A 25,410-nucleotide genomic window follows, 5' to 3' on the forward strand; every position below is an offset into this window, starting at 1 on the left:
TCGGGTCACTCCGTGAGCGCGCGGCCGGTGAGGTGGATGAAGGCGTCGTCCAGGCCGGCCCGCTCGATGCGCAGGTCGGCGGCGACCACGTGGTTGCGGGCGAGGCAGGACGTGACGGCGTGCAGCAGGTTGCCCTTGCCGGTCACGACGACCTGCGGCCCGTGCCGCTCGACGGATCCGACCTCCGGGAGGTCCGCCAGCAGGGCGAGGTCGAGCGGCGCGGTCGGCCGGAACCGGACGCGCTGCTCGCCGTCCAGCCGGGAGACCAGGCCCGCCGGGCTGTCGACGGCGACCAGCTTGCCGGCGTCGATCAGGGCGAGCCGGTCGCACAGCCGCTCGGCCTCCTCCATGAAGTGGGTGACCAGCACGACCGTGACGCCGGAGTCGCGGACCTGCTCGACCAGCGCCCACGTGTCGCGGCGCGCCTGCGGGTCCAGGCCGGTGGTCAGCTCGTCGAGCACGGCGATCCGGGGCTTGCCGATCAGGGCGAGCGCGATGGACACGCGCTGCTTCTGGCCGCCGGACAGCTTGCGGTACGGGGTCTTCGCGCGGTCGCCGAGGCCGAGCCGGTCGAGCAGCTCGCGCCAGTCGGCCGGGTCCCGGTGGAACGACGCGTACAGGTCGAGCGCCTCGCCGACCCGGATGTGGTCGGGCAGTTCGCTCTGCTGGAGCTGCACGCCCAGCCGGGAGCGCAGTCCGGCTCGGTCGCGGCGCGGGTCGAGCCCGTCCACCCGGATGGTGCCGCCGTCCGGCGAGCGCAACCCCTCGACGCACTCGACGGTCGTGGTCTTCCCGGCCCCGTTGGGACCGAGGATGCCGAAGATCTCCCCCTCGTCGACGGTGAACGAGACCCCGTCCACCGCGACCTTCCGGTCGTACCTCTTCACGAGGTCGACCACTTCGATGATCGCCATGCCCCCAGACTCGTCGGCGGGGCGGTGGAAGTGATCACCTGCGCGGTCGTACCCGAGGTCAACCGATCGGTTGACCTCCCCTGGACCGCCTCCGGGTGATCCCCGAGCGCGGTCGGGGATCACCCGGAGGCGGGGTCAGGGCTGCCCGGTGCGGAACCTGTCGAGCACGCGGCGCTCGCGCTTGGTGGGACGGCCCGCGCCGCGTTCGCGCCGCGCCACGGGCACCGCCTCCAGCGGGGGCGGCGGCGGGGTGCGGTCGATGAAGCAGGTGGCGGCGTCGGCCGCGCCCACCCTCTTCCGGATCACGCGGACCACCTCGACGACCTTGACCACGTCGCCCACGCGGGCGCGCACCTCGTCGCCGGGGACGACGACGGACGAGGGCTTGGCCGGTTGGTCGTTGATGCGCACGTGGCCCCCGCGGCACGCCGCCGCGGCGTCGGGCCTGGTCCTGGTCAGCCGCACGGCCCACAGCCAGCTGTCGATCCGGTCGGCCATCAGCGGACCACCCCGTGCAGGACCTGGGCGACCAGGGCCGCGACCACGGTCTCGTTGTGCCCGGCGTCGCCGGGGCGCAGGGTGCGCGCGGCGGCCTCGACGGCGCCGTGGACGAGCAGCGCGCGCAGTCCGGGATCGGGCACGCGGGCCTCGGCCAGCACGTCCACCAGCGGGGCGAGCAGCTTCTCGTGCTCGGCGCGGATCCGGGTGCGGGCGGCCTCGGGCAGGGCGTGGGCGGACAGCGCGACGACGGCGCCGTGGCTGCCGTCGGCGATGATCTCCAGCTCGGTGCGCAGGTACGCCTCGACCTTCGCGGGCACGCCCTCCACCGCCCGGACCGCGTCGGCGAGCCTGCGCGCCCGGTCCGGCAGCTCGTCGGACACGATCGCGGCGACCAGCTCCTCGCGCGACCGGAAGTACTCGTACAGGCTCGGGCGCGACAGCCCGACGCGCCGGGCCAGGGACGCGAGGGTCAGCGCGTCGGCGCCCTCCTCGGCGACGATGTCGCGGCCCGCGTCGAGCAGGGCGCGCAGCCGGTTCGCACGGTGCTGCGCGAGGGTGTCGGCGCTGATCCGGGGCACCCGCCAGATCCTAGCCCTTGCTTTCCCGACGCGCCGTTGGAACAGTTCCCCACACCCCGTCGGGAACCCCGGAGGTGCACGTGTTCGTCGCGACCAACCGCCTGCTCGTGCCCGCGGACCGCGCCGAGGAGTTCGAGCCCGCTTCCGGGACGGCATGCGCACCCACCTGCCCGGCGTCCGGGGCCTGCGCCGGAGCACGCTGCTGCGCCCCACGCGCCCGGATCAGCCGTACGTGTCGGTGAACGAGTTCGACACCGAGGACGACTTCCGCGCGTGGGTCGCCTCCGACTCGTTCAAGGAGGCGCACCGGCGCGACCCCGGCATCGCCCGCCACGTGACGGGCAACGCGGTGGAGACCTTCCACTCCTCGGAGGACCTGCTGCTCACGGGATCGTGATCGCCCTCATCCGGGCGATCTCGTCGCTCTGCGAGGCGACCACGTCGTTGGCCATCTCCTCGACCCGCACGTCGGACCCGTTCGACAGCAGGTCGACGGCCATCCGCAGGGCGCCCTCGTGGTGGGCGATCATCAACTGGAGGAAGAGGCGGTCGAACTCGGCGCCGGTGGCGGCCTCCAACGCCGCCATCTGCGCGTCGGTGGCCATGCCGGGCATCGAGGCGTGGTCCACCTCGGGCAACGAGCCGCTGTGGCCGTGCGCGGGCGCGTTCTCGGCGTACTGGCGCCGCCACTGCTCCATCGCGCCGATCTCGGGGCCCTGGGTGTCGTGGATGCGCGAGGCCAGGCCCTTGACGGTCTCGTGCTGCGCGCGCTCCGGCGCGAGCGCCGCCATGTCCAGCGCCTGCCGGTGGTGCAGGATCATCTTCGCCACGTAGGTCACGTCCGCCTCGCTGGGCGCGACCCAGCGGTCGGTGCCCACCTCATCGGGCGACACGGTCTCGGCCTGCTCGCCGGGGCCCTTCGGCGCGAGGATCGGCGCCTCGTCCACCGGCTGCGACGTGCAGCCCGCCAGCACGGCCAGCAGCACCGCGACGAACACGACTCGCATCCCGAACCCCCTCCTGCACCCGGACGGCGTCAACGTACCCGCCGTTCCGGTAACCGGAAAGTCATCGGCAACCGACGATCGGGTCTGGTACTTAGCCTTGCGAACGGGCGATACTGCGGTTCCTGCACTGTAGGGTTGGAAGGGGAACCTGAAGTGGAAGCACGCGTTTCTACCCGAGGTCGGCGCAGAGCGCCGATCGCGGTCCTGGGGGCGTTCGCGCTCGTCCTGTCGGCGGTCGCCATGGCCCCGCAGGCGATCGCGGCTCCGGACGACGCCGACCTGGCCGGCCTGTCCGAGACCCAGCTGTCCAGCCAGGAGCAGCCGGCCACCGGCATCCCGGGCGTGGACGAGATCCGCAACTCGCGCAACGTCAAGCACCTGGCGAACCTGCCCAAGCCGGCCCCGTTCACCTCGTCGTCGACCTGGTCCGACCTGGCCTTCCAGGGCAACTACGCGTTCAACGGCAACTACGACGGCTTCGTGATCTACGACGTGCGCAACCCGCGCGCCCCGAAGGTCGTGAGCTCCGTGCTGTGCCCGGGCTCGCAGAACGACATCTCGGTCAAGGACAACCTGCTGTTCCTGTCGACCGACTCGTCGCGCAGCGACGACTCGTGCGCCAGCACCCCGCTCCCCGCGACCAACAAGGACGCGTGGGAGGGCATCAAGATCTTCGACATCAGCGACAAGAAGAACCCGAAGTACATCAAGTCGGTCGAGACCAAGTGCGGCTCGCACACGCACACCCTCGTCCCGGACAAGCGCGGCAAGGACGTCTACGTCTACGTCTCGTCGTACAGCCCGAACGCGGCGTTCCCGGACTGCCAGCCCCCGCACGACCTGATCTCCATCGTCAAGGTCCCGCTGAAGGACCCGACCTCGGCGTCGCTGCTGTCCGAGACCGTCCTGTTCCCGGACGGCGGCAACACCGGCCGACCGGGCACCGTCCCGACCGGTTACGTGACGGCCACCTCCGGCTGCCACGACATCACCGTGTACCCGTCGAAGGACCTCGCGGCCGGCGCCTGCATGGGTGACGGCGTGCTGTGGGACATCTCCGACCGGACGAAGCCCCGCGAGATCAGCCGCGTGCAGGACGACGTGAACTTCGCGTTCTGGCACTCGGCCACCTTCAACAACGCCGGCACCAAGGTGGTCTTCACCGACGAGCTCGGCGGCGGCGGCGCGGCGACGTGCAACGAGACCATCGGCAAGACCCGCGGCGCGGACGGCATCTACGACATCACCGGGCGCGGCGACGCCCGCAAGCTGGAGTTCCGCTCGTACTACAAGATCTCCCGCACCCAGGCCGACACCGAGAACTGCGTGGCCCACAACGGCTCGCTGATCCCGGTGCAGGGTCGGGACATCATGGTGCAGTCCTGGTACCAGGGCGGCATCTCGATCTGGGACTTCACCGACTCCCGCAACCCCAAGGAGATCGGCTGGTTCGAGCGCGGCCCGCTGCCCAACGGCTCCGGCGGCGGCACGTGGTCGGCGTACTACTACAACGGCTACATCTACTCGTCCGACATGGCCAAGGGCTTGGACGTGCTGGACATCCGCGACCCGCGGACCGTCACCGGCAAGCTCGTGCGCGTGGACGAGCTGAACGTGCAGTCGCAGGGCTCCTACCGGGACCTGTTCCCGCGTCGGTGACCTCGTGAGGACCTAGCACGGCACAGCGCACCGGAGGGGCCCGCCGCACCGGCGGCGGGCCCCTCCGCCGTGCCGGCCCGCGGACCGGCGGGGCGTCACGCCTCGACCACCATCAGCCTCCCGGCGTCGAGGGCGAGCGCGACGGTCGTGCCGGGCGGGAAGTCGGTCGCGCGGCCGGAGGGCTGGTCGACGCGCACCACCTGGCCACCGCCGCCGAGCCGCACCGACAGCCTGGTCACGGGGCCCAGGAAGCTCTGCGCCAGCACGTCGCCCACCAGCACGTCCCCCGTCGGGGCGTCGTCGTCCCCGCCGCCGTGCCGGGTGATCGCGATGTCCTCCGGCCGGACGATCACCTTCACGTCGCCGTGCAGCCCGTCGGCCGCGTCGGTGGCCAACCGGAACGCGCCCAGCCGCACCCCGCCCGGCTCGGCGGTGCCGAACACCGCGTTCGTGACGCCGACGAACTCCGCCACGAACGCCGACGCGGGCTCCCGGTACACGCGGGCCGGGGTGTCCAGCTGCTCCAGCCGACCGTGCGACATCACGCCCACCCGGTCGGAGACGGCCAGCGCCTCCTCCTGGTCGTGCGTGACGAACAGCGTCGTCGTGCCCGACTCGGTCTGGATGCGCCGGACCTCGTCGCGCAGTCCCACCCGCACCTTGGCGTCCAGGGCGGACAGCGGTTCGTCGAGCAGCAGCACGCGCGGCCGGATCGCCAGCGCCCGCGCCAGGGCCACCCGCTGCTGCTGGCCGCCGGACATCTGGTGCGGGTAGCGCTTGCCCAGGTGCGCCAGGCCGACCAGCTCCAGCAGCTCGCCGACCCGGGCGCCGCGGTCGGGCGCCCGGCGCAGCCGCAGGCCGAACGCGATGTTCTCCGCCGCGGTCATGTTCGGGAACAGGCTGTAGGCCTGGAACACCATGCCCATGTCCCGCTTGTTGGCGGGCACCCCGGTGACGTCCTCGCCGGCCACGGTGACGCGACCCGCGTCGGCGGTCTCGAACCCGGCCACGATCCGCAGCGCGGTGGTCTTGCCGCAACCGCTGGGCCCGAGCAGGCTGACCAGCTCGCCCTCGGCCAGCTCCAGGTCGAGCCCGGCGAGTGCCGTCTGGCCGCCGAACGACTTGCGCAGCCCGTCGAGTCGCAGGTAACCCATCTCAGCCTTCCTCCGGAGAACCGTTCGCGGGGGAGGCGTCCCGCCGCCTGCCGACGAACGAGAGCAGGAACAGCAGCGCGAACGCGAACAGCAGGCTCAGCAGCGACACCGCGATGGACACGCCCGCGGCGCGCTTGCCGAGCAGGTTGACCCGCACCTGCACCGTGTCGAAGTTCAGCAGCGAGGCGATGGTGAACTCGCCGAGCACCAGCGCCACCGACAGCAGGGACGCGCCGATCAGGGCGCTGCGGATGTTCGGCACCACGACCCGCAGCAGCACCGTCCCCCAGGACGCGCCGAGACCGCGCGCCGCCTCCGCGAGCGTCCTCAGGTCGATCGCGGACAGGCCGGCGTCGATCGCCCGGTAGGCGAACGGCAGCACCAGCACCGCGTAGGCGAAGGTCAGCGTCAGCGGCGAGTCGCCGAGGAAGTGGTCGACCCACGCGTACAGCGGGGCCAGGCCGACGACGAGCACGATCGCCGGGATCGCCACCGGCAGCAGGCACAGGAACTCCACGAGCCGGCGCAGCCCCGGCAGCCGGAGCCTGATCCACGCCATGGTCGGCACGAGCAGCACCAGCACCAGCACCGAGCTGGTCACGGCCAGCTGCACCGACACCAGGATCGCGTCGACCAGGTCGGGGTCGTCGACGATGCCCGACCACGACTCCAGGCTGCGCGTGCCGTTCGCACCCCGGGTGGAGAACTCGGCCATGGCGACCAGCGGCAGCAGGAAGTACGCGCCGAGCACCAGCAGGACCGCGGACCGCGTGATCCCCCTCTTGGTCACTGCCACCGGGTGAACCTCCGCTGGAGCAGGGCGTACAGGCCCATCGCGACGGCGACGACCACGATCATGCCGAAGCCGAGCGCCTTGCCCAGGTTCTCCTGCCCGAGCAGCACCTCACCGGTCAGCGCGCCCCGGATCCGGAGCGGCACGATCGGGCTGCCCTGGGACACCAGCGCGGCGGCCGTGGCGTAGGCGGAGAACGCGTTGGCGAACAGCAGCAGCAGCGAGCCGAGGAACGCGGGCAGCAGGATCGGGCCGCCGACGTGCCGCCAGTAGGTCCACGACGAGCCGCCGAGGCTGTCCACCGCCTCCCGCCACTGGGGGCGCAGGCCGTCCAGGGCGGGCAGGAACACGATGACCATCAGCGGGATCTGGAAGAACGTGTAGACCAGGGTCAGGCCGGGCAGCTCGAACAGCCAGGCGCCCGTGGCGAACAGGTCCACGCCGAACGCGTCGCGCAGGAACGTCGTGACGAAGCCCTGGAAGCCGACGGTGGCGAGGAACGCGAACGCCAGCGGCACGCCGCCGAACTGGGCCAGCACCCCCGCCCCGGCGATCACGACGCGGCGCAGCGCCCCCTCGCGGCGGCCGGTGGCGACGGCCCAGGACAGCAGCGCGCCGAACACCGCGCCGAGCAGCGCGGTGAGCGCGGACAGCTCGATGCTGCGCAGGAACGCCTGGAGGTGGACGCCCCGGGTCAGCTCGGCGAGGTTGGCCAGGGTGAACGCACCGTCCCCGTCCTGGAACGCCCCGGCCAGCACGAGTGCCGTCGGGTAGAGCAGGAACGTGCCCGCGTAGGCCAGGAACGGCACGACGACCAGCCACGCCGCCCAGGGCGCGCGGGACGGACCGCTGTCGGTCCTCCTCCGGCGGGGCCCGGGCGAAGGGCCCTTCCCGGCCGCCGTCGTGACGGGTGCGACCACCGGTCAGCCCACCGCCCGCGCCCACGACGCGGACAGCACCTGCTTGGCCTTGTCCGACTGCTCCTGGGTCAGGAACACCTGTTCGCCGCCGGTGTCGGGCAGCTTGGCCGCGGCGGCGGCGTCGAGCGTGCCCGCCTTCGCCATCGCGTCCATGCGCACCGGCCGCGAGAGCCCTCCGAGGTACAGGTTCTGCCCCTCGTCGGAGTACAGGAACTCCTGCCACAGGCGGGCGGCGGCCGGGTGCGGAGCGTCCTTGTTGACCGCCTGGTTGTAGTACGCGCCGACCTGGGCGTCCCGCGGGACGACGACCTTCCAGTCGACCTTGCCCGCGAGCTTCGCGGTCTGCGCGGCGTTGGTGTAGTCCCAGTCGATCACGACCGGCGTCTGGCCTGACTCGATGGTCGCGGGCGACGGGTCGACCGGCAGGAAGTTGCCCGCGGCCTTGAGCCGGGCGAAGAACTCGACGCCGGGCGCGATGTCGTCGGCCGAACCGCCGTTGCCGAGCGAGGCCATCACGACGCCGGAGAACGCGGCGCCGGCCTGCGTCGGGTCGCCGTTGAGCGCGACCTTGCCCTGGTACTCGGGCTTGAGCAGGTCCTTCACCGAGGTCGGCGCGGGCACCTTCGAGGCGTCGTAGCCGATCGACATGAAGCCGCCGTAGTCGCCGTAGTGGAGGCCCGAGGGCTCCTTCAGCTCGTCGGGGATGTCCGCCCAGGTCTCCACCTGGTAGGGCGCGAACACGTCGGTGTTGGCGAGGGCGACGTTGAGGCCCAGGTCGAACACGTCGGGGGCGCGGTCGCCGCCCTTGAGCTGCTTGGCCGCGTTGATCTCGTCCTGGCTGGAGGCGTCGGGCTGCGCGGAGTCGACCTCGATGCCGTACTTCGCCTCGAACGCGGAGATGATCGCGCCGTAGTTGGCCCAGTCCGGGGGCAGCGCGATGACGTTGAGCCTGCCCTCCGCCTTCGCGGCCTCGACGAGCTCCTCCAGGCCGCCGAACTCGGCGGCGGACTTCGCGGTGGCCGCGGGCGTGCCGCTCGCGGCGCCCTCCTTGGGCGGAGGCGTGCCGCAGGCCGCGACGAGCGCCAGCGCCGCGGCGCCGGCGCCGACCAACCGCAGGACTCGGGTGTGGGTCACGGGTCGAACCTTCCTGGAGGTGGCACAGGGCTTGGCAGCGTGATCGCGTCCGGGACGTGCGGAGGATTCGCGAATTGCGCTCGCCTTGTCAAGCGGCGCGTTGTGCCAAGTCTCGATTCAGCGCACCGGACGAATTCCCCGGGCTGTTCCGGTGGACGGCGGGTTAACCGAGCGTCGTCCGGTCACACAGCCGTGACCAGCGCGAAATCCCCGGATCGGCCCAGTGCGCTGGGCCGGTCGTCGGCCGCGAAAGGCCTCCGCCGTCACCCGCCGGAATGCGCGTTGGGCCACCTGAACGGTCCACCGCCGGCAAAGGGGTGACCGGTGCACCCCATTTCTGCCGAAAGCCCACCGGTGTTTCCCGACCGCGGTAACGCGCCTCGCGGGGAGCCCGACTCCGTGGTGTCACGTGACGGGAATGCCCAGTTCTCCCCACCCCCAGAAGGGCAGATCCATGCGTCATCCACGAAGATCAGTCGCCGTGGCGGCCGTCGGGGCGCTGCTGCTCCCGGTCGGCCTCCCCGCGACGGCGTCGGCGGCCCCGGTCGCCGGCGAGGACGTGCTCTACACGCTCGACGCCGACTTCGACCAGGGCGTGCTCCAGGACGTGAACCACGACGCGCCGAACGGCGACCAGCTCCAGCTCGACCGGCGCACCACCTTCTTCCCCTACGTCAACGTCGCCGCCTCCGCGCGCGGCACGATGGTGCGCATCGACGTGGACACCGGCGAGATCCTCGGTGAATGGCTGTCCGCGCCGGACGGCCAGGGCCGCAACCCCTCCCGCACCACCGTCGACAAGCTCGGCAACACCTGGCTGTCCAACCGGAACGAGGCGGGCGGCGGGCAGGGTTCGGTGACCCGCGTCGGCGTCATCCGGGGCGGCACGCGCGTGAACGGCGACGGCACGCCGAACCCGACCGGCGACCACCTGGTCGGCCCGTTCTCGTACAACACCTGCGAGGACCGCGACCAGGACGGCCTGTTCGCCACCTCGCGGGGACTGGGCGACATCCGGCCGTGGACCAACGCGGGCGGGGTCGACACCGACGGCGGGGTCGAGACCGCCGCCGACGAGTGCCTGATCACCTACAGCAGGGTCGCGGGCACGAACACCCGCACGGTCGCCGTGGACGCCGACAACAACCTGTGGACCGGCGGGTCCAACACGCGGCACCAGCTGATCTCCGGGGCGGACGGCAGCCCGCTGACGGCGCCGGTCGACCTCGGCTGCGGCGGGTACGGCGGCCTGGTGGACCAGGCGGGCACGCTCTGGTCGGCCCGGTACGGGGCCAACCTGCTGCGCTACGAGCCGGGCACCGGCACGGGCGCGTGCCTCGACACCTCCCACGGCGACTACGGCCTGGGCATGGACCCGAACACCGGCGAGATCTGGCACACCGGTGTCGCCACCGGCCGCACGGTGAAGATGGACGCGGCGGGCAACGTGCTCGGCTCGTTCCCGCACGGCCACCCGCGCGCCCAGGGCGTGGCGGTCGACGTGGACGGCAACGTGTGGGTCGCCCACGCGCTGGACAACGGCACGAACACGGTCGGGCACCTGCGCACCGACGGCACGTTCGTCGGCAACGTGGTGCTGCCCGGCGGCAACGGGCCCACCGGTGTCGCGGTGGACAGCAACGGCAAGGTGTGGGTCACCAACATCAACTCGAACAACGCGCAGCGCATCGACCCGGACGCCGGCCCGGTGGGCGGCGGCGGGTTCCCGGTGGGCGCGGTCGACCTGACCGTGGACCTCGGCGCGGGCGCCGGGCCGTACAACTACAGCGACATGACCGGTTCGGTGCTGGGCGAGATCACCGCGCCGATCGGCACGTGGTCGGTGGTGCAGGACGGCGGTGTCGCGGGCCAGACGTGGGGCACGGTCACCTGGAACACCGAGGCGCAGGGCAGCGTGCCGCCGGGCACCTCGATCACGGTGGAGGCGCGCGCGTCCGACACCGAGGCCGGGTTGGCGGGCGAGGCGTTCGCGCCGGTGTCCAACGGGGTGGAGTTCGCCCTGGTCGGGCGGTACGTCGAGGTGCGCGCGACGTTGACCGCGTCGCCGTCGGGCGTGAGCCCGGTGCTGTCGGACCTGCGGATCACCACATCCGAGCGGACCGGCGTGTTCTCCTGCCAGGCCACCGCGCTGAACCTCGCCGGGGTGGTCGTGGCGCGGGCGAACCCGCCGGACGTGCCGTGCGTGGACGACGCCGTGACCGTGGCGGACGTGAACCTGCCCGCGGGCATCCTGAACGTCAGGGCGACCGCGTTGACCGCGCGCACCGACCAGACGCCGGACGACCTGCTCGCGCTGCCGCCGGCACCCGGCGACGGCGCGGTGTCCACGGCGCGCGTGGAGACCACCCGGATCACGACCCTGCTGGTGACGATCGAGGTGGGCGTGATCCGGGCGACCGCCTCGGTGACGTGCGACGCGGGGCTGAACCCGGTGTTCGCCGGCTCCTCGCAGATTGCGAGCCTGCGGATCAACGGGGTGGACATCGCGGTGGGCAGCGCGCCCCTGACGATCCCCCTGGTCATCGGCTCGCTGCGGCTCAACGGCACGACGACGACCTCGTCCAGCCTGGTGCAGCAGGCGTTCGCGCTCGACACCGCGCTGACCGACGTGGTGCTCGGCGAGGCGCGGGTGAACCTGGAGGCGTTGCCGGGTGAGCCCGGCGGCAGCCCCTGCCGGGTCTGAGCCACCCACCCCACCAGTAGCCGTACTATATGTAGTACGGCTACTAGTGGGGGTTCGCCGATGAGTCGGAAACTGCTGGTCTGGGCGCACGTCGTGTCGTCCACCGGGTGGATGTTCATGGCGCTGGCGTTGTTCGTGGTGGTCGACTACGCGCTGTCCGCGCCCGGTCGGCTCGCCGCGTTCGACGCGGCGCTGCTGCTCGACGTCGAGGTGCTCCAGTTCATGGCCACCACGTCGGCGTTCAGCGGGCTGATGCTGTCCGGCCTCACGCCGTGGGGCTACTTCCGGCACTGGTGGGTACTGCTGAAGACGGTCGTCACGTTCACCCAGCTCTACGTCGGGATCTTCGTGCTCAGCCCCAACCTGCACCCCGGCGGGTCGCCGCTGATGATGCGGGTCGGGTCGCTGCTGATGGCCTCGGCGCTGGCGTGCCAGGTGTGGCTGTCGGTGGCGAAGCCGCTCCGGCGCACGCCGTGGGCCGGGGCGGCCAAGCCGAGGACGGCGCCCGGCTGGGCGTTCGCGCTGTGCCTGGCCGTGCCGGCGGCGGACTACGCGCTGGGCGAGCTCGTGCTGGGGCGGTCGACGCCGGTGCTCGCCCTGGCGATCGTGGTGATCTTCCCGGTCGTGCGCGCCGTTCGACGACCGGCGCGTAGTCGGGTGGTAACTTCCGGTGACCGATGACGGCCGCCGAGACCCGGAAGGCACGAGACGTGAAACGCCCTGTCGCCCTGTTCGCCGGTGCCCTGCTGGCATCCCTGGTGACCGCTCCGCCGGCCGAGGCCGCACCCGTCACCGGCGGTGTGGCCGTGACCGTGGCCCGCTTCGCCGCACCGGGTGCCGCGACCCGCGCCTACACCTACGACACCGCCCTGATCGCGCCCGGCGCGGTCGTCGTGGTCGTCGCCACGCCGACGCGCGGCGGCACCAGGGCGCTGCTGAGCGTCCGCGGCCTGCTGCCGGACCGCACGTACGGCGCGCACGCCCACCAGCACCCGTGCGGGGCGCTGCCCACCGACGCCGGGGCCCACCACCAGCACGAGGTGGACCCGGCCCAGCCGTCGGTCGACCCGGCGTACGCCAACCCCGCCAACGAGATCTGGCTGGACTTCACCACCGACCACCGGGGCCGCGCCACCGTCGCCACGACCGTCGGCTGGCGCTTCGCCGACCGCCGCGCGGGCTCGGTCGTGGTGCACGCCCAGCGCACCGCCACGGAACCGGGCAAGGCGGGCACCGCGGGTCCGCGCCTGGGGTGCGCGACGGTGGACTTCTAGCCCCGGCGGACTTCCGGACGCGGGCCCGGCTCCCTACCGCCGTGCCCGCGTCCGCGCGGCGGCGGCCAGGGTGCGGAGCAGGGGCAGGGTGTTGTCCCAGCCCAGGCAGGCGTCCGTCACGCTCAGGTCCGGGCGCAGCCGGCCCGCCGCCAGGTCCTGCCTGCCGTCCGCCAGGTAGGACTCGACCATGACGCCGACCAGGGCGCGGTTGCCGTCCTCGACCTGCGCCGCCAGGTCGGCGACCACGCCCGGTTGCCTGCGGTGGTCCTTGCCGCTGTTGCCGTGCGAGGCGTCGACCACCACGCGGGGCGGGAGGCCGGCCCCGGCCAGGGTGGCGAGGGCGTCCGCCACGTGCGCGGCGCCGTAGTTGGGGGTCGGGCCGCCCCGCAGGACCAGGTGGGCGTCCGCGTTGCCGGTGCTGCGCAGGGTGGTGAGCCTCCCGTCGGCGGCCACCCCCGGGAAGGCGTGGGGCAGGCCGGCGGCGCGGATGGCGTCCACCGCCGTGTCCAGACGGCCGGAGACGCAGTTCTTCATGCCGATCGGCATGGGCAGCCACGACGCCAGGTGCCGGTGCGGTTGGCTGGCCACGGTGCGCGCGCCCACCGCGCCCCACGTCACGACGTCGGCCACGTAGTGCGCCAGCATCGGGTCGACGAACTCGTAGGCCAGGGGCAGGCCGGTCGCCGCGGCCTCGGCCAGGAACGACCGGCCCTGCCGGACGCCGGTCGCGATGTCGCCCTTGCCGTCGAGCGTCGGGTCGGGGAGCAGGCCGGTCCACCCCGCGACGGTGCGCGGCTTCTCCAGGTAGGCGCGCATGACCACGACCAGGTCGTCGGCGAACCGGTCGGCGGCGTCCTTGAGCAGGCCCGCGTAGTCCAGCGTCGCCGCCGGGTCGTGCACGGAGCAGGGGCCGACCACGACGAGCAGCCTCGGGTCGCGCCCGCCGAGGACGTCGGCGACGGTCCCCCGGTGCCGGGCCACCGCCTCCGCCACCGAGCGGTCCGCGCCCACCTCGGCCGGTGTGGGGAGGGTGTCCTGGTCAGGCATCTGCGTGGCCCTTCTCGTGAACGGGACGGGGCAACCTGGTCGCACCCAGCGCGGCCACCAGCGCGAAGCCGAGCACCCACCAGAAGGTGTCGGCGAACGCGGCGGGCGTGTCGGGTCCGCGAGCCGTCAACCTGGTGCTCAGCACGACCGCGAGGACGGCGGTGCCGACGGAGCCGCCGACCGTGTTGAGCAGGTTGAGCGCGCCGGCGGCCCCGGGCAGCCGCGCGGGTTCGATCCGGCTGTAGACGATGTTCATCACCGGTGCGCCGATCATGGCCGCGCCCGCGCCGCGCACGAGCAGCGACAGCGCGATGACGACGTCCGGCAGGTCGTGGTGGAGCTGCGTGAACGGGGCCGTGCCGACGGCCACCAGCGCGATGCCGGTCAGCACCAGCGTGCGCGGCGCGACGGTGTCCACCGCGCGGGTGACCAGGACGGACCCGATCGCCGCGCCCACCCCCTGCGGCGCGAGCAGCAGGCCGGTCTCCCAGGCCGAGAGCCCGCCGCCGGTCTGGAGGAACAGCGGCAGCAGGAACATCGTGCCGAACACGGAGGCGCCGAGGACGACCAGCGCCAGCGCGGCCACGCCGAACGGGGGCCGGGCGAACAGGCGCGGGTCGATCAGCGGGGTGCCGCGGGTGCGCAGGCCGTGCACGACGAACCCGGCCAGCATCGCCAGGCCCGCGGCGATCGACGCGGCGACCACCGCCGGCGGGACGGCCTGGTCCACGGCGGTGAGGCCGAAGACGAGCACGGCGAGACCCGGCGACAGCAGCAGCGCGCCGCGCACGTCGAACGGCGTGCGCCCACCGGCGGCCGGCACGGCGGGCACGGTGCGGCGGGCGAGCAGGATGGCCACCGCGCCGACCGGCAGGTTGACGTAGAACAGCCACGGCCAGTCCGCCACGGCCAGGATCGACCCGCCGGCCAGCGGGCCGAGCACCGGCGACAGCAGGGGCACCACCGAGACGACGCCCAGCACGCGGCCGATCCGCTCCCGCCCGGCGGCCCGCGCGAGCAGGGCCTGGCCGGTCGCCGGCAGCAGCCCGCCGGCCAGGCCCTGGAGCACCCGGAACGCCACCAGGGCCGGCAGCGACCAGGCCAGCGCGCACAGCACCGAGGCCAGCAGGAACACCGCCACGGCGGTGATCCACACGCGCCGGCCGCCGAAGCGGTCCGCGAGCCAGCCCGACGCGGGCACGGCGGTGACCACCGCGAGCAGGTAGGCCGTGGTGACCCACTGGATGTCGGTGACCCGCGCGTCGAACCGGTCGGCCAGGGCGTCGATGCCGACGAGGACGATCGTGCTGTCCAACGTCGCCATGAACGTGCCGAGCACCAGCGTGAACGCCGTGCGCCACAGCGCCGCGTCCACCTTCACCCCCGTCGCCCCGCTCACGGCCGCGCCCCGATCAGGGCGGTGACGTCGCCGTCCAGGTGCGCGGGCAGGTCCCGCAGCACGCGCAGCAGGTCGGCGGCCAGCGCCTCGACCTCGTCCCGCTCGAACACCCCGGCCTGGTGGCCGAGGACGCCCGTCCAGCCGTCGTCCCCCGGCACGACGGTCAGCGTCACCGGGTGGTGCGTCCGCTCGCGGAACCGGGTGCCGGTGACGGTGAGGCCGGGGGCCGGTTCGCGCAGCCGCGCCGGGTCCACCGGGTAGTTCTCGAACACCACGAGGCTGTCGAACAGCCGGTCGCGGCCGGTCAGCCGCTCCAGCTCGGGCAGGCCGACGTGGTCGTGCTCCGCCATCGCCTGCCGGCGGGCCTGCGCGTCGACCAGCGACGCCGCCACCGTCCCGGTGAACCGGACGCGCACCGGCACCGTGCCGGCCAGCAGCCCGATGATCTCCTCGACGCCGTCCACGTCGGCGGCCCGGTTGGCGACCATCGCGCCGAAGCACACGTCCCGCCGTCCCGAGCGGGCCGCGAGCACCACCGCCCACGCGCCCTGGAGGACCGCGTTCGGCGTCAGGCCGCGCCGCGCCGCCTCCCGCGTCAGCGCCGCCACCAGCGGGGCGTCCACCCGGAACAGCACCGGCTCCGCCGCGCCGACGACGAGGTCCCGGCCCCGGGTCAGGTAGTCGCCCTCGGGCAGGTCCGCCAGTTCCGCGCCCCACGCCCGCAGGTGCCCCTCGCGGTCCGCGGTGGACAGGTGGCGCAGGTAGCGGCTGAACGGGACGGGTTCGGGCAGCGCGCGGCCGGCGTAGAGCGCGAACAGCTCGGTGAGGATGCGCGGGGCGGACCACCCGTCCGACAGCACGTGGTGGCTGGTCAGGACGAGCACGTGCCGCCCGGGCGCGGACCGCAGCACGGTCAACCGCAGCGGCGGCCCGACGGCCAGGTCGAACGGCTCCGCCAGGTCCTCGTCGAGCGCGCGTTCCGCGTCGTCCACGTCGCGGAGCCGGAACCCGGGGCGCGGGTCGCGCGGGATCACCTGCACGGCGGGCGACTCCGGGAACAGCGCGCCGAGGTTGGGGTGCCGCCGCAGCAGGGCCTCGCCCGCCGCGCGCAGGGCCCCGACGTCGAGCGGGCCGGACAGCGAGAACGCCGCCTGCACGGTGTACGGGTCGGTCGCGTGCGCCCGCGCGTGCCGCAGCATCACCTGCTGCAACGGGGTCGGCGGCAGCACGTCGGCCACCGGCCCCCTCGCCTCCAGGGCGTCGATCTGCCGCTGGTCGAGCCGGACCAGCGGCAGGTCGGAGGGGGTGAGCCCGGCCCCCGCCGACACGTCGGGGTCGCCCGCGAGGCGGGTCAGGGCGTCCACCAGGCGCCGCGCGAGGTCACCGATCTCCACGTCGTCGAACAGGGCGGCGGGCCAGGTGAACCGGATGCCGAGCGCCTCGCCGTCACCGTCGTCGCGCGCCAGGGCGTTGATCATCAGCGCGTGCGGCAGCGGCAGGTCGTCACCGCCGCCCGAACCGAGCGGGTCGGCGTCCGCCGGGGCCTGCCACGGGGTGTCCGCGCCGGTCCGGGCGGGGAAGCGGCCGAGGTAGTTCCAGCTGATCTCCGGCGCGCACGGCGGCGCCTCGTCGCCGAGGATGCCGTAGCCGAGGCCGTCACCCGCGGCGTTCAACTGCTCCTTGACCGCCTTCAGCGCCCCGGCCGCTCCGGTGTCCGGCACCCGCACGCGCGCCGGGTGCACGGCGGTGAGCCAGCCGACGGTCTGGGACAGCTCGACCGGCCCCGAGTGGTCGGGGGCGTGCGGCGGGCGGCCGTGGCCCTCCAGGGCCACCAGCAGGTCCGGCTCGGTGCCGCGCCACTCCCCCACGGCTCGGGCGAGGGCGGTGAGCAGGACGGTGTCCGGGGTGGTGCGGTACGCGGCGGGCAGGGTGGTGAGGACGGTCCGCGTCGTGGCGGGGTCGAGGTGGACGACGTGGTGGACGGCGGTGGCCGCGGTGTCCCGGACGGGGTCCGGCGTGACGCGGGCCGGTGGCGCGGCGGCCACGTGCCGCCAGTGCGGGAGTTCCGCGCGGCGGTGCGGCACGGCGTCGCGCAGCGCCTTCGCCCAGCCGAGGAACGACTGGCCGTGCCGGGCCGGCGGGCGGCCGGTGTCGTGGACGTGGGCGATGTCGTCGAGCAGCACGCGCCAGGACACGGCGTCCACGACGGCGTGGTGCGCGACCAGGGCGAGCCGGCCGGGACGCGTCGGCCCGGCGTCGACCCACACGGCGCGCAGCAGCGGTCCCGCGCGCAGGTCCATGCGGTCGCGGGCGTCGGCGACGTGCCGGTCGACGAGCGCGCGCGGGTCGTCGGTCCGGGGAACGCGGGTCAGCACGTCCGCACCGGTCACCGCGCCGACGGCGGGGATGCGCAGGACGTCGCCGGCCAGGTGGGCGCGCAGCACGTCGTGCCTGGCCAGCACGGCGTCGAACACGGCGTGCCAGGTCGCGAGGTCGCCGCCCGCGGGGACGACCACCTCGACCCACTGGCAGAACCCGTCGGCCGCCGGGCCGGAGCGCCGCACCAGGTCCCGCATGACCGGGAGCAGCGGGGCGTCACCGGTCGCGGGGGCCTCCTCGGAACGCCCGACGGCACCGCAGCGCGCGGCGATCCCGGCCACGGTGCGCCCCTCGAAGACGTCCCGCGCGGTCAGGGACAGTCCCTCGCGGCGCGCCCGGGAGACGACCCGCAGCGACACGATGCTGTCGCCGCCGACGTCGAGGAACGCGTCGTCCGGGCCGACCTCGTCGGTGCCCAGCACCTCGCGGAACACGGCCAGCAGCACGGCTTCCGCGTGCGTGGCCGGTTCCCGGGCCGGCGCGGTGGCGCCCGAGCCCGGCGCGGGCAGCGCGGCCCGGTCGAGCTTGCCGCTGGGGCCGAGCGGCAGCCGGTCGAGCAGCACGAACGCGCCCGGCACCATGTGGTCGGGCAGCTCCGCGGACAGGTGCCCGCGCAGCGCCTCGACGTCGGGGGCGGCGTCGTCGGCGGGGATCACGTAGCCGACGAGCCTGCGGTCGCCGGGCCGGTCCTCGCGGACGACCACGGCGCACGCCCGCACGTCGGGGTGCCGGGTCAGCACGGTCTCGATCTCGGACAGCTCGATGCGGAAGCCGCGCACCTTGACCTGGTGGTCGGCGCGGCCCAGGAACACCAGCTGCCCGTCCGGTCGCCACCGCACCAGGTCGCCGGTGCGGTACATGCGCTCACCCGGCCGGGCGCCGAGGGAACCGGCGAACGGGTCCGCCACGAACCGCTCGGCGGTCAGGGCGGGTCGGTTGAGGTAGCCGCGGGCCAGCTTCGGCCCGGCCAGGTACAGCTCGCCGGTCACGCCGACGCCGACCGGCTGGAGGCCGCCGTCGAGCACGTAGGCGCGCACCTCGGGGTCCGGGCGGCCGATCGGCAGCGGTCCGTCGTCGTCGGGCTCGTACTTCCAGGTCACCGAGTTGATCGTGACCTCGGTGGGGCCGTAGGCGTTGAACAGCGCGCGCCGCCCGGTGCCCCAGCGGCGGGCCAGTTCGGGGTCGAGGCGCTCCGCGCCGACGACGAAGAACACGTCCGGGTCGACCTCGCGGTCGTCGGGCACGGCGGCCAGGAACGACGGCAGCAGGTTCACGCCGGTGCACCGGTGCTCGGCGATGTAGTCCAGGAGCTCGTCACCGGGCACCCGCACCTCCTCCGGCGCGATGACCGACGTGCCGCCGGACAGCAGCGGCAGCATGAACTGCCAGAACGCCACGTCGAAGCTGGTCGAGGCGAAGTGCAGGTACCGCTCGCCGCGCCCGATGCCGACGACGTCCTCCTGGAGCGCGACCAGGCTGGGCACGCCGCGGTGCGGCACGGCGACGCCCTTGGGCCTGCCGGTCGTGCCGGAGGTGTAGATGACGTAGGCCAGCGAGTCCTCGGTGAGGTCGCGGCGCGCGTCGACGGGATCGGCGTCCCAGCCGTCCGGGCCGTCCGAAGTGGATGGGTCGGCGAGGTCCAGCACGGGCAGGCCGGACAGCACGACCGGCGTGCCGCCGGACGTCACGGCGGCGGCGGGCGCGGCGTCGCGGAGCATGTGCGCCAGCCGCTCCGCCGGGTAGTCCGGGTCCATGGGCACGTACACCGCGCCCGCCTTGAGCACGCCGAACAGCGCCACGACCATCTCCACGTCGCGGCCGAGCAGCACGGCGACGGTGTCCTGCGGGCGCACGCCGCGGGCCAGCAGGGCGTGCGCGAGCCGGTTGGCCCGCCGGTCCAGCTCCGCGTAGCCCAGCGACCGGTCGCGGCACACCACGGCCTCCGCGTCCGGCGTGCGGTCGACCCACGCGCCGAACTCCGCCAGGCAGCCGCCGCGCTCGCGGACGGGTTCCGCGCCGAGGCCCAGGCGCAGCAGGCGGTCGCGCTCCCCGTCGTCCACGGCGCGCAGCCGCTCCACCGGCCGGTCCGGGTCGTCGACGATCTCGTGCAGCAGGGTGCGCAGCCGCCGGCCGCAGTCGCGGACGGTCTCCTCGTCGAAGGCGTGCGGCTGGTAGCCGAGGCCGACGACGATCTCGTCCTCCGGGATGACGATCACGGTCAGCGGGTAGTGCGTGGCGTCGGTGATGTCCACGCCCACCAGCTCCAGGCCGGGTGCGAGCGGGGCGCGACGCCGGCTGGAGAGCGGGAAGTTCTCCATCACCAGCATCGTGTCGAACAGCTCGCCGACGCCGACGGCCCGCTGCACGTCCGACAGCCCGACGTGGTGGTGCTCGGCGAGCGCGACGCTCTCCTCGTGCACGCGGTCCAGCAGCGCCGCGGCGGTCTCGCCGGACGCGTGCCGCACCCGCACCGGGACGGTGCCGCCGAGCTGGCCGATCATGGCCTCGACACCGTCGACCTCGGCGGGCCGGCCGGACACGGGGCAGCCGAAGACGACGTCGCGACGCCCGGTGAGCCTGCCCAGCAGCACGCCCCACGCGGTCTGGAACACGGTGGTCGGCGTGACGCCGCGATCGCGGGCGAACGCGCGCAGCCGGTCGCTGAACTCCACGCCCAGGCCGATCGCCACCCGCTCCGGGCGGTCCACGGTGGACGCCGCGCCGGCGGGGGCGAGGCGTGTGCCCCCGTCGACGCCGGCCAGCGCCTCGCGCCACGCGTCCAGCGCGGCGTCGTGGTCGCGCCCGGCCAGCCAGCGGTGGTACTCGGCGAGCGACGGCGCGACGGGCGCGGCCGGGCCGCCGCCGAGCTCGGCGTAGATCGCCGGCAGCGTGCGGCCGACCAGCGGCATGGACCAGCCGTCGAGCAGGGCGTGGTGGTTGGTGATGACCAGCCGGTGCTCGGCCGGGCCCAGCGTGCACAGCAGGAAGCGGATCAGCGGCGGCGCGGTCGGGGTGAAGGGGCGCTCCAGCTCGGCGCGGCAGTGCTCGGCGAGCAGGGCGTCGCGCCCGGCGTGGTCCGACGGGTCCGCGTGGTCCGACAGGTCCACGTGCCGCCAGTCCAGGGTGACGTCGGCGGGCACGACCTGGACGACGTCGCCGGCGGCCGTGGTGTGCAGGTGCACGCGCAGCGCGGGGTGGCGGCGCAGCAGCTCCGCGGCCGCCGCCCGCATCCGGTCCGCGTCCAGTTCGCCGCGCAGCAGCGTCATCGCCTGCACGACGTACACGTCGGCGTCGCCGTCGCCGCGCACCAGGCTGTGGAAGGACAGCCCGACCTGCAACGGGGTGGCGGGCAGCACGTCGGCGACCCGGCCGCCGGCCTCGATGGCGTCGACGGCGGCCTGGTCGAGGACAACCAGCGGCAGGTCGGACGGGGTGAGGCCGCCGCCGTCGGGTCCGATGCGGTCGGCGTGCGCGGCCAGCGCGCCCAGCGCGGTCGCCCACGCCTCCTGGAGGCCGGCGACGGCGGCGGGCGGCAGCACCAGCCCGGCCGCGGTCCACTCGACCGCGATGCGCGGCCCCCCGTCCCCGTCCTCGTGCACGAAGCAGTTGAGCGCCAGCACCTGTTCGAGGGCCTTGCCCGCGGGCTCGACCACGGCGAACGGGTCGTGCTCGGGCAGCCGCCACCCGGTGCCGGGCAGCGGGGCGAACCGCCCCAGGTAGTTCAGCAGCAGGTCGGGTGGCCCGGCGGCGGCGAACTCGTCGCGCGTCACCGGGTCCAGGTGCCGCAGCACGCCGTGGCCGATGCCGCCGTCGGGCGCGGCGCGCCGGGCCTCCTTGGCCGCCTTCAGCAGCCGCCCGGCCGCGTCGCCGCCCGCCAGCGCGTCGGCCAGGTCCGCCTCGGCGCGCACGGCGTCGGCCGGCACCCGCACCGGGTGCTCGGAGGTGAACCAGCCGACCGTGCGGGACAGGTCCGTGCCGGGCGCCAGTTCCTCCCGGCCGTGCCCCTCCACGGTCACCGCCACCGCGTCGCGGGCCTCGCGCCGCCACACCCGCACGGCCAGCACCAGCGCGGCCAGCAGCACCTCGTCCACGCCGGCGCGGTAGGCCGCGGGCAGGGCGTCCAGCAGCGCGGCGGTCACCCCCGGGGACGCGGTCGTGGTGGTCCGGTCCGCGGTGGCCACCACGTCCACGGCCTGGTCCAGCGCGCGGGAGCCCAGGCGCGCGTGGTCGACCGCGCCGCGCCAGTGCGCCAGCTCGCCGCGCCGCGCGCCGGTCTCCCCCTGCTCCGCGAGCAGTGCCGCGTGCCTGCGCCACGACGTGCCGACGGGCTGGAGCGCGCCGCCGGTGGACGCGGTGCGCAGGTCGGGCAGCAGCACGCGCCAGGACACGCCGTCCACGACGAGGTGGTGCACCACCACGACGACCCGGTCCGGCACGTCCGACGGGGTGCGCACCAGGGCCACCTTCACCAGGTCGCCCGTCCTCGGGTCCAGGGACGCGGCCAGCCTCCCGGCCAGCCGGACGACCTCGTCCTCCCCCGCGAGGACCTCCTCCGCGGACGCGGGCACGGCGCCGCGCGGGCGCACGACCAGGCCGTCGTCGGTCACCAGCAGGCGCAGGGCGTCGTGCGCGTCCAGCACCGCGGCCAGGCCCGCCGCCAGGTCGTCCAGGGCGAGGGGTTCGTCGACCCGCACCGCGGTCCACTGCGCGTACCCGGCCACGGCGGCCGGGTCGGGGTTCGCGTCGAGCAGGGCGCGCACGATCGGCGGCGCGGGCACGGGACCCGTCGGGTCGTCGGTCACCGGGGCGGGTCCGCCGCCGACCTCGCGGCCCGCCGCGGCGAGCGACGCGAGGGAGCGGCGGGCCAGCAGGTCCCGCGGCCGCAGTTCCAGGCCGTGCGCGCGCAGCCGGCTGCTGACGCCGATCGCGGTGATGCTGTCGCCGCCCAGGGCGAAGAAGTCGTCGTCCACGCCGACGTGCTCGGCGCCCATCACCTCGGCGACGGTCGCGCACAGCAGCCGTTCGCGCTCGGTGGTGGGCGCGCGGCCGCCGCCGGTGGCGCGGGGCGCGGGCAGCGCGGCGCGGTCCAGCTTGCCGTTGACCGTGACCGGCAGCTCGTCCAGCACCACGACCGCGGCGGGCACGAGGTGGTCGGGCACCCGGTCGGCGAGGTGGTGCCGCACGGACTCGGGCGTGACGGCCGCGCCGGCCTCGGGCACGACGTAGCCGACCAGCCGGGCCGGCCCGGAGTCGGTGCGGACCGCGGCGGCCGCCGCGCTCACACCGGGCACCGCGCCCAACGCGGCCTCGACCTCGCCGACCTCCACCCGGTGACCGCGGATCTTGACCTGGCCGTCGTGCCTGCCCACGTACTCCAGCCCCCGGCCCGGCACCCAGCGGGCCTGGTCGCCGGTGCGGTACATCCGGTCGCCCGGCCCGCCGAACGGGTCGGCGACGAACCGCTCGGCGGTGAGCCCGGGCCGCCCCAGGTAGCCGCGGGCCAGGTGCGGCCCGGCCAGGTACAGCTCGCCGCGCTCGCCGTGCGGCACGGGGTGCAGGGCGTTGTCCAGCAGGTAGGCGCGGGTGCCGGGGAGCGGCACGCCGATGGTGGGCACGTCGCCGTCGAGGCGGGCGCTGGTGCTGTCCACCGCGGCCTCGGTGGGGCCGTACATGTTGCGCGCGGGGACGCCGGACGCGACGACGCGCTTCCACAGCCCCGGCGGAGTGGCCTCGCCGCCCAGCACGAGCAGCGCGGGCCGGTGGTCGCCGTGCAGCAGGCCTCCGTCGACCAGTGGCGCGGCCATCGACGGGGTGGTGTCCACGACGTCGATCCGGTCGCGTCGGTAGGCGGCCAGCAGCGCGTCCGCGTCCCGGGTCAGGTCGGCGTCGTAGAGGTGCAGCTCGTGCCCGCACAGCAGCCACGACAGCTGGTCCAGCGCCGAGTCGAAGGCGAACGAGTAGGTGTGCGCGACGCGCAGCCGCCTGCCCGCGGCGCGCTCCGCCTCGGCGACGGTGGTGGACCGGTGGTGGTGCAGCAGCCCCAGCAGCCCGCCGAGCCGGCCGAGCACGCCCTTGGGGCGGCCCGTCGACCCGGAGGTGTGGATGACGTACGCCAGGCGCTCCGGGTCGCGGTCCGCGGTGGACGCTTCGTCGACGGTCGGTCCGGCGGTGTCCGGGGAGAGCCGCGCGACGCCGTCCGGGACGACGTCGGCCGTCCCGGGGGCGCACAGCACGAGCACCGCGCCGGTGTCGGTGATCAGCTCGCGGAGCCGCTCGGCCGGGTGCTCGACGTCGAGCGGCTGGAAGGCCGCGCCGGCGTCCAGCACCGCGAGCAGGGACACCACGAGGTCCACCGAACGCGGCAGGGCGAGGGCCACCACGTCGTCCGGCCCGACCCCCGCGGCGCGCAACGCGCCCGACAGGCGGCGCACCCGTGCCACGAGTTCGTCCCCGGTGAGCCGTTCGTCGCCGTGGACCAGCGCGGTCGTCCCCGAGGCGAGGTCGTCCAGCAGGGCAGGCACGTCGCGCGGGACGCCCGGCAGCGCGGGCGTCGCCCACTCCGCCAGCAGCGCGGCCCGCTCCTCCGCGCCCACCAGCGCGACCGCGCCGATCGAGGGCGCGTCGGCACGGGCGAGCAGGGTGCGGAAGGCGGTGAGCTTGCGCTCCACGGCCGCCTGGTCGTGCGTGCGGGCGTCGACCTCGAAGCCCAGCAGCAGGCCGCCGTCACGGGTGGGCAGCACGCTGAGCCCCATGTCCTCCGGCGGGCCGCCCGCGACGTTGCGCATGACGCCGGTGGCGCCCGCGAAGTCCAGCGCCAGGTCGAACGCCTTGAGGTTGACGCCCCGGCCGTGCAGCAGCGCGCCCGCGCCGGGCGCCGCCAGGTCGCGCGGCAGGTCCTCGCCCCGGTAGCGCTGGTGGGCGCGCATCTCGCGCATCACGCCCGCGACCCGCCGGCCCAGCACGCCCAGGTCGTCGTCGCCGCGCACCTCGACCCGCAGCGGCAGCACGTTGACCGCCATCGCGGGGGTGCGCAGCCCGACGCCGGAGCGGCACATCAGCGGCAGGGCGAACACGACGTCCGTGCGGCCCAGCACCCGGTGCAGGAACGCGGCGTAGCAGGCGATCAGCGCCTCGCCCCAGGTGATGCCCGCACCGTCGGCGAACTCCCGCAGCCGGGTCACCTCGTCGGCGGGCACCACCGCGCGGGCGGTGACCGTGCGGTCGGGCGGACCGGACGCCGCGGCGTCGTCCTGGTCGAACTCGGGCAGCGGCGTGAGCCGGTCGAGCCAGTAGGCCCGGTCGCGCTCGAACTGCTCGCCCTCCCGGTAGGCGCGGTCGGCGGCGACGAGGTCGGCGAACCGGCCGAACGTCGACTTCGGCGCGGGCGCCCCGGCGACCAGCGCCGTGTGGTGCGCGGCGGTGCGGCGGGCGAGCATGGCCGCGGTGTAGCCGTCGAACACGAGGTGGTGGCCCAGCTGGGTGTACCAGACCTCGTGGTCGGACAACCGGATCACGGTGCAGGAGAACAGCTCCCGGTCCACCATGCCCCGGCACGCCTCGGCGACGCGGGCCCGTTCGGCCTCGACGAACGCCTGGGCCGCGGCCCTCGGGTCGGCCTCACCGCCCAGGTCGACGACCTCCGGGAGCGCGACGGGCTCGTCGGACACGACCTGGCGCGGCCCCGACGGCGTGTCGAACACGCGCAGCCGCAGGCTCTCCGCCTCCTCGAACGCGGCCCGCACGGCGCGCGCGACCAGTCCCGCGTCGACCGGGTGCTCCCCCGAGACCTCGACGACGTCGCCGACGACGTAGTAGGGCGAGTCCGGTTCCAGCCGCTGCGCGTGCCAGATGCCCAGTTGGGCGCCGGTCAGGTCGAGGACCCCGTCGGCCGGTGTCACGTCCGCGGTCGTCGGGCGCTGGGCGTGGGCAGTGCTCAACTCGTGCTCC

At 74.7% G+C, this 25,410-nt stretch carries 16 protein-coding genes; 5 read left to right on the forward strand and 11 right to left on the reverse strand.

Going from position 1 to position 25,410, the window contains the following annotated elements:
• Positions 1 to 5: 5 nt before the first annotated feature.
• The 3 genes from CKY47_RS15740 to CKY47_RS15750 form a co-directional block, all read right to left on the reverse strand.
• The gene (locus CKY47_RS15740; protein ID WP_306746553.1) at positions 6 to 914 is read right to left on the reverse strand and encodes an ABC transporter ATP-binding protein; all 909 of its coding nucleotides are present in this window, start codon (positions 912 to 914) and stop codon (positions 6 to 8) included.
• A gap of 135 nt (positions 915 to 1,049) precedes the next feature.
• Positions 1,050 to 1,412, reverse strand: coding sequence for an RNA-binding S4 domain-containing protein (locus CKY47_RS15745; RefSeq protein WP_371320676.1), 363 nt, complete (start codon positions 1,410 to 1,412; stop codon positions 1,050 to 1,052).
• Positions 1,412 to 1,993: a TetR/AcrR family transcriptional regulator gene (locus tag CKY47_RS15750; protein WP_306746554.1), complete on the reverse strand. Its 582-nt coding sequence runs from the start codon at positions 1,991 to 1,993 to the stop codon at positions 1,412 to 1,414. Before CKY47_RS15750 ends, CKY47_RS15745 begins: the two co-directional genes overlap by 1 nt.
• A gap of 154 nt (positions 1,994 to 2,147) precedes the next feature.
• Here CKY47_RS15750 and CKY47_RS15755 point away from each other — a divergent pair, with 154 nt between their 5' ends.
• The gene (locus CKY47_RS15755; protein WP_306746555.1) at positions 2,148 to 2,390 is read left to right on the forward strand and encodes an antibiotic biosynthesis monooxygenase family protein; all 243 of its coding nucleotides are present in this window, start codon (positions 2,148 to 2,150) and stop codon (positions 2,388 to 2,390) included.
• On the opposite strand, the gene CKY47_RS15760 is transcribed toward CKY47_RS15755, so the two are convergent.
• Complete coding sequence (locus CKY47_RS15760) at positions 2,377 to 3,000, reverse strand: DUF305 domain-containing protein (RefSeq protein WP_306746556.1); 624 nt, start codon at positions 2,998 to 3,000, stop codon at positions 2,377 to 2,379. The genes CKY47_RS15755 and CKY47_RS15760 overlap by 14 nt on opposite strands.
• Positions 3,001 to 3,153: 153 nt before the next feature.
• Between CKY47_RS15760 and CKY47_RS15765 the strand changes: the two genes are divergently transcribed.
• Positions 3,154 to 4,659 carry an LVIVD repeat-containing protein gene (locus tag CKY47_RS15765; RefSeq protein ID WP_371320677.1) on the forward strand — a complete coding sequence of 502 codons (1,506 nt, stop codon included), beginning with the start codon at positions 3,154 to 3,156 and terminating at the stop codon, positions 4,657 to 4,659.
• Positions 4,660 to 4,754: 95 nt separating this feature from the next.
• Here the strand turns inward: CKY47_RS15765 and CKY47_RS15770 are convergent, their stop codons facing one another.
• Genes CKY47_RS15770 through CKY47_RS15785 form a run of 4 tightly spaced genes read right to left on the reverse strand, consistent with a single transcriptional unit; the run spans position 4,755 to position 8,660 of the window.
• Positions 4,755 to 5,813 carry an ABC transporter ATP-binding protein gene (locus CKY47_RS15770; protein ID WP_306746558.1) on the reverse strand — a complete coding sequence of 353 codons (1,059 nt, stop codon included), beginning with the start codon at positions 5,811 to 5,813 and terminating at the stop codon, positions 4,755 to 4,757.
• A gap of 1 nt (position 5,814) precedes the next feature.
• Positions 5,815 to 6,609, reverse strand: coding sequence for an ABC transporter permease (locus CKY47_RS15775; RefSeq protein WP_306746559.1), 795 nt, complete (start codon positions 6,607 to 6,609; stop codon positions 5,815 to 5,817).
• Positions 6,600 to 7,526, reverse strand: coding sequence for an ABC transporter permease (locus CKY47_RS15780; protein ID WP_306746560.1), 927 nt, complete (start codon positions 7,524 to 7,526; stop codon positions 6,600 to 6,602). Before CKY47_RS15780 ends, CKY47_RS15775 begins: the two co-directional genes overlap by 10 nt.
• 3 nt (positions 7,527 to 7,529) lie before the next feature.
• Positions 7,530 to 8,660, reverse strand: a complete 1,131-nt coding sequence (locus CKY47_RS15785; protein WP_306746561.1) for an ABC transporter substrate-binding protein — start codon at positions 8,658 to 8,660, stop codon at positions 7,530 to 7,532.
• A 481-nt stretch (positions 8,661 to 9,141) separates the two neighbouring features.
• Between CKY47_RS15785 and CKY47_RS15790 the strand changes: the two genes are divergently transcribed.
• Genes CKY47_RS15790 through CKY47_RS15800 form a run of 3 tightly spaced genes read left to right on the forward strand, consistent with a single transcriptional unit; the run spans position 9,142 to position 12,638 of the window.
• The gene (locus tag CKY47_RS15790; RefSeq protein ID WP_306746562.1) at positions 9,142 to 11,364 is read left to right on the forward strand and encodes an NHL repeat-containing protein; all 2,223 of its coding nucleotides are present in this window, start codon (positions 9,142 to 9,144) and stop codon (positions 11,362 to 11,364) included.
• Positions 11,365 to 11,424: 60 nt separating this feature from the next.
• The gene (locus tag CKY47_RS15795) at positions 11,425 to 12,045 is read left to right on the forward strand and encodes a hypothetical protein (RefSeq protein ID WP_306746563.1); all 621 of its coding nucleotides are present in this window, start codon (positions 11,425 to 11,427) and stop codon (positions 12,043 to 12,045) included.
• A gap of 29 nt (positions 12,046 to 12,074) precedes the next feature.
• A complete protein-coding gene (locus CKY47_RS15800; RefSeq protein ID WP_306746564.1) occupies positions 12,075 to 12,638 on the forward strand; it encodes a superoxide dismutase in 564 nt (187 codons plus the stop codon).
• 33 nt (positions 12,639 to 12,671) lie between these two features.
• Here the strand turns inward: CKY47_RS15800 and CKY47_RS15805 are convergent, their stop codons facing one another.
• Genes CKY47_RS15805 through CKY47_RS15815 form a run of 3 tightly spaced genes read right to left on the reverse strand, consistent with a single transcriptional unit; the run spans position 12,672 to position 25,400 of the window.
• A complete protein-coding gene (locus CKY47_RS15805) occupies positions 12,672 to 13,685 on the reverse strand; it encodes a 3-deoxy-7-phosphoheptulonate synthase (protein WP_306746565.1) in 1,014 nt (337 codons plus the stop codon).
• Complete coding sequence (locus tag CKY47_RS15810; RefSeq protein ID WP_306746566.1) at positions 13,678 to 15,084, reverse strand: MDR family MFS transporter; 1,407 nt, start codon at positions 15,082 to 15,084, stop codon at positions 13,678 to 13,680. Before CKY47_RS15810 ends, CKY47_RS15805 begins: the two co-directional genes overlap by 8 nt.
• On the reverse strand, positions 15,081 to 25,400 hold the full coding sequence (locus CKY47_RS15815) for a non-ribosomal peptide synthetase (RefSeq protein ID WP_306746567.1): 10,320 nt from the start codon (positions 25,398 to 25,400) through the stop codon (positions 15,081 to 15,083). Before CKY47_RS15815 ends, CKY47_RS15810 begins: the two co-directional genes overlap by 4 nt.
• Positions 25,401 to 25,410: the final 10 nt, after the last annotated feature.

The organism is Saccharothrix longispora (assembly GCF_030852425.1).
Taxonomy (GTDB): Bacteria; Actinomycetota; Actinomycetes; order Mycobacteriales; family Pseudonocardiaceae; genus Actinosynnema; species Actinosynnema longispora.

Excerpts from the sequence above, each read along its gene's own strand:
- CKY47_RS15740 (WP_306746553.1), bottom strand. The coding sequence starts at position 914 with ATGGCGATCATCGAAGTGGTCGACCTCGTGAAGAGGTACGACCGGAAG.
- CKY47_RS15745 (WP_371320676.1), bottom strand. The coding sequence starts at position 1,412 with ATGGCCGACCGGATCGACAGCTGGCTGTGGGCCGTGCGGCTGACCAGG.
- CKY47_RS15755 (WP_306746555.1), top strand. The coding sequence starts at position 2,148 with ATGCGCACCCACCTGCCCGGCGTCCGGGGCCTGCGCCGGAGCACGCTG.
- CKY47_RS15760 (WP_306746556.1), bottom strand. The coding sequence starts at position 3,000 with ATGCGAGTCGTGTTCGTCGCGGTGCTGCTGGCCGTGCTGGCGGGCTGC.
- CKY47_RS15770 (WP_306746558.1), bottom strand. The coding sequence starts at position 5,813 with ATGGGTTACCTGCGACTCGACGGGCTGCGCAAGTCGTTCGGCGGCCAG.
- CKY47_RS15795 (WP_306746563.1), top strand. The coding sequence starts at position 11,425 with ATGAGTCGGAAACTGCTGGTCTGGGCGCACGTCGTGTCGTCCACCGGG.
- CKY47_RS15805 (WP_306746565.1), bottom strand. The coding sequence starts at position 13,685 with ATGCCTGACCAGGACACCCTCCCCACACCGGCCGAGGTGGGCGCGGAC.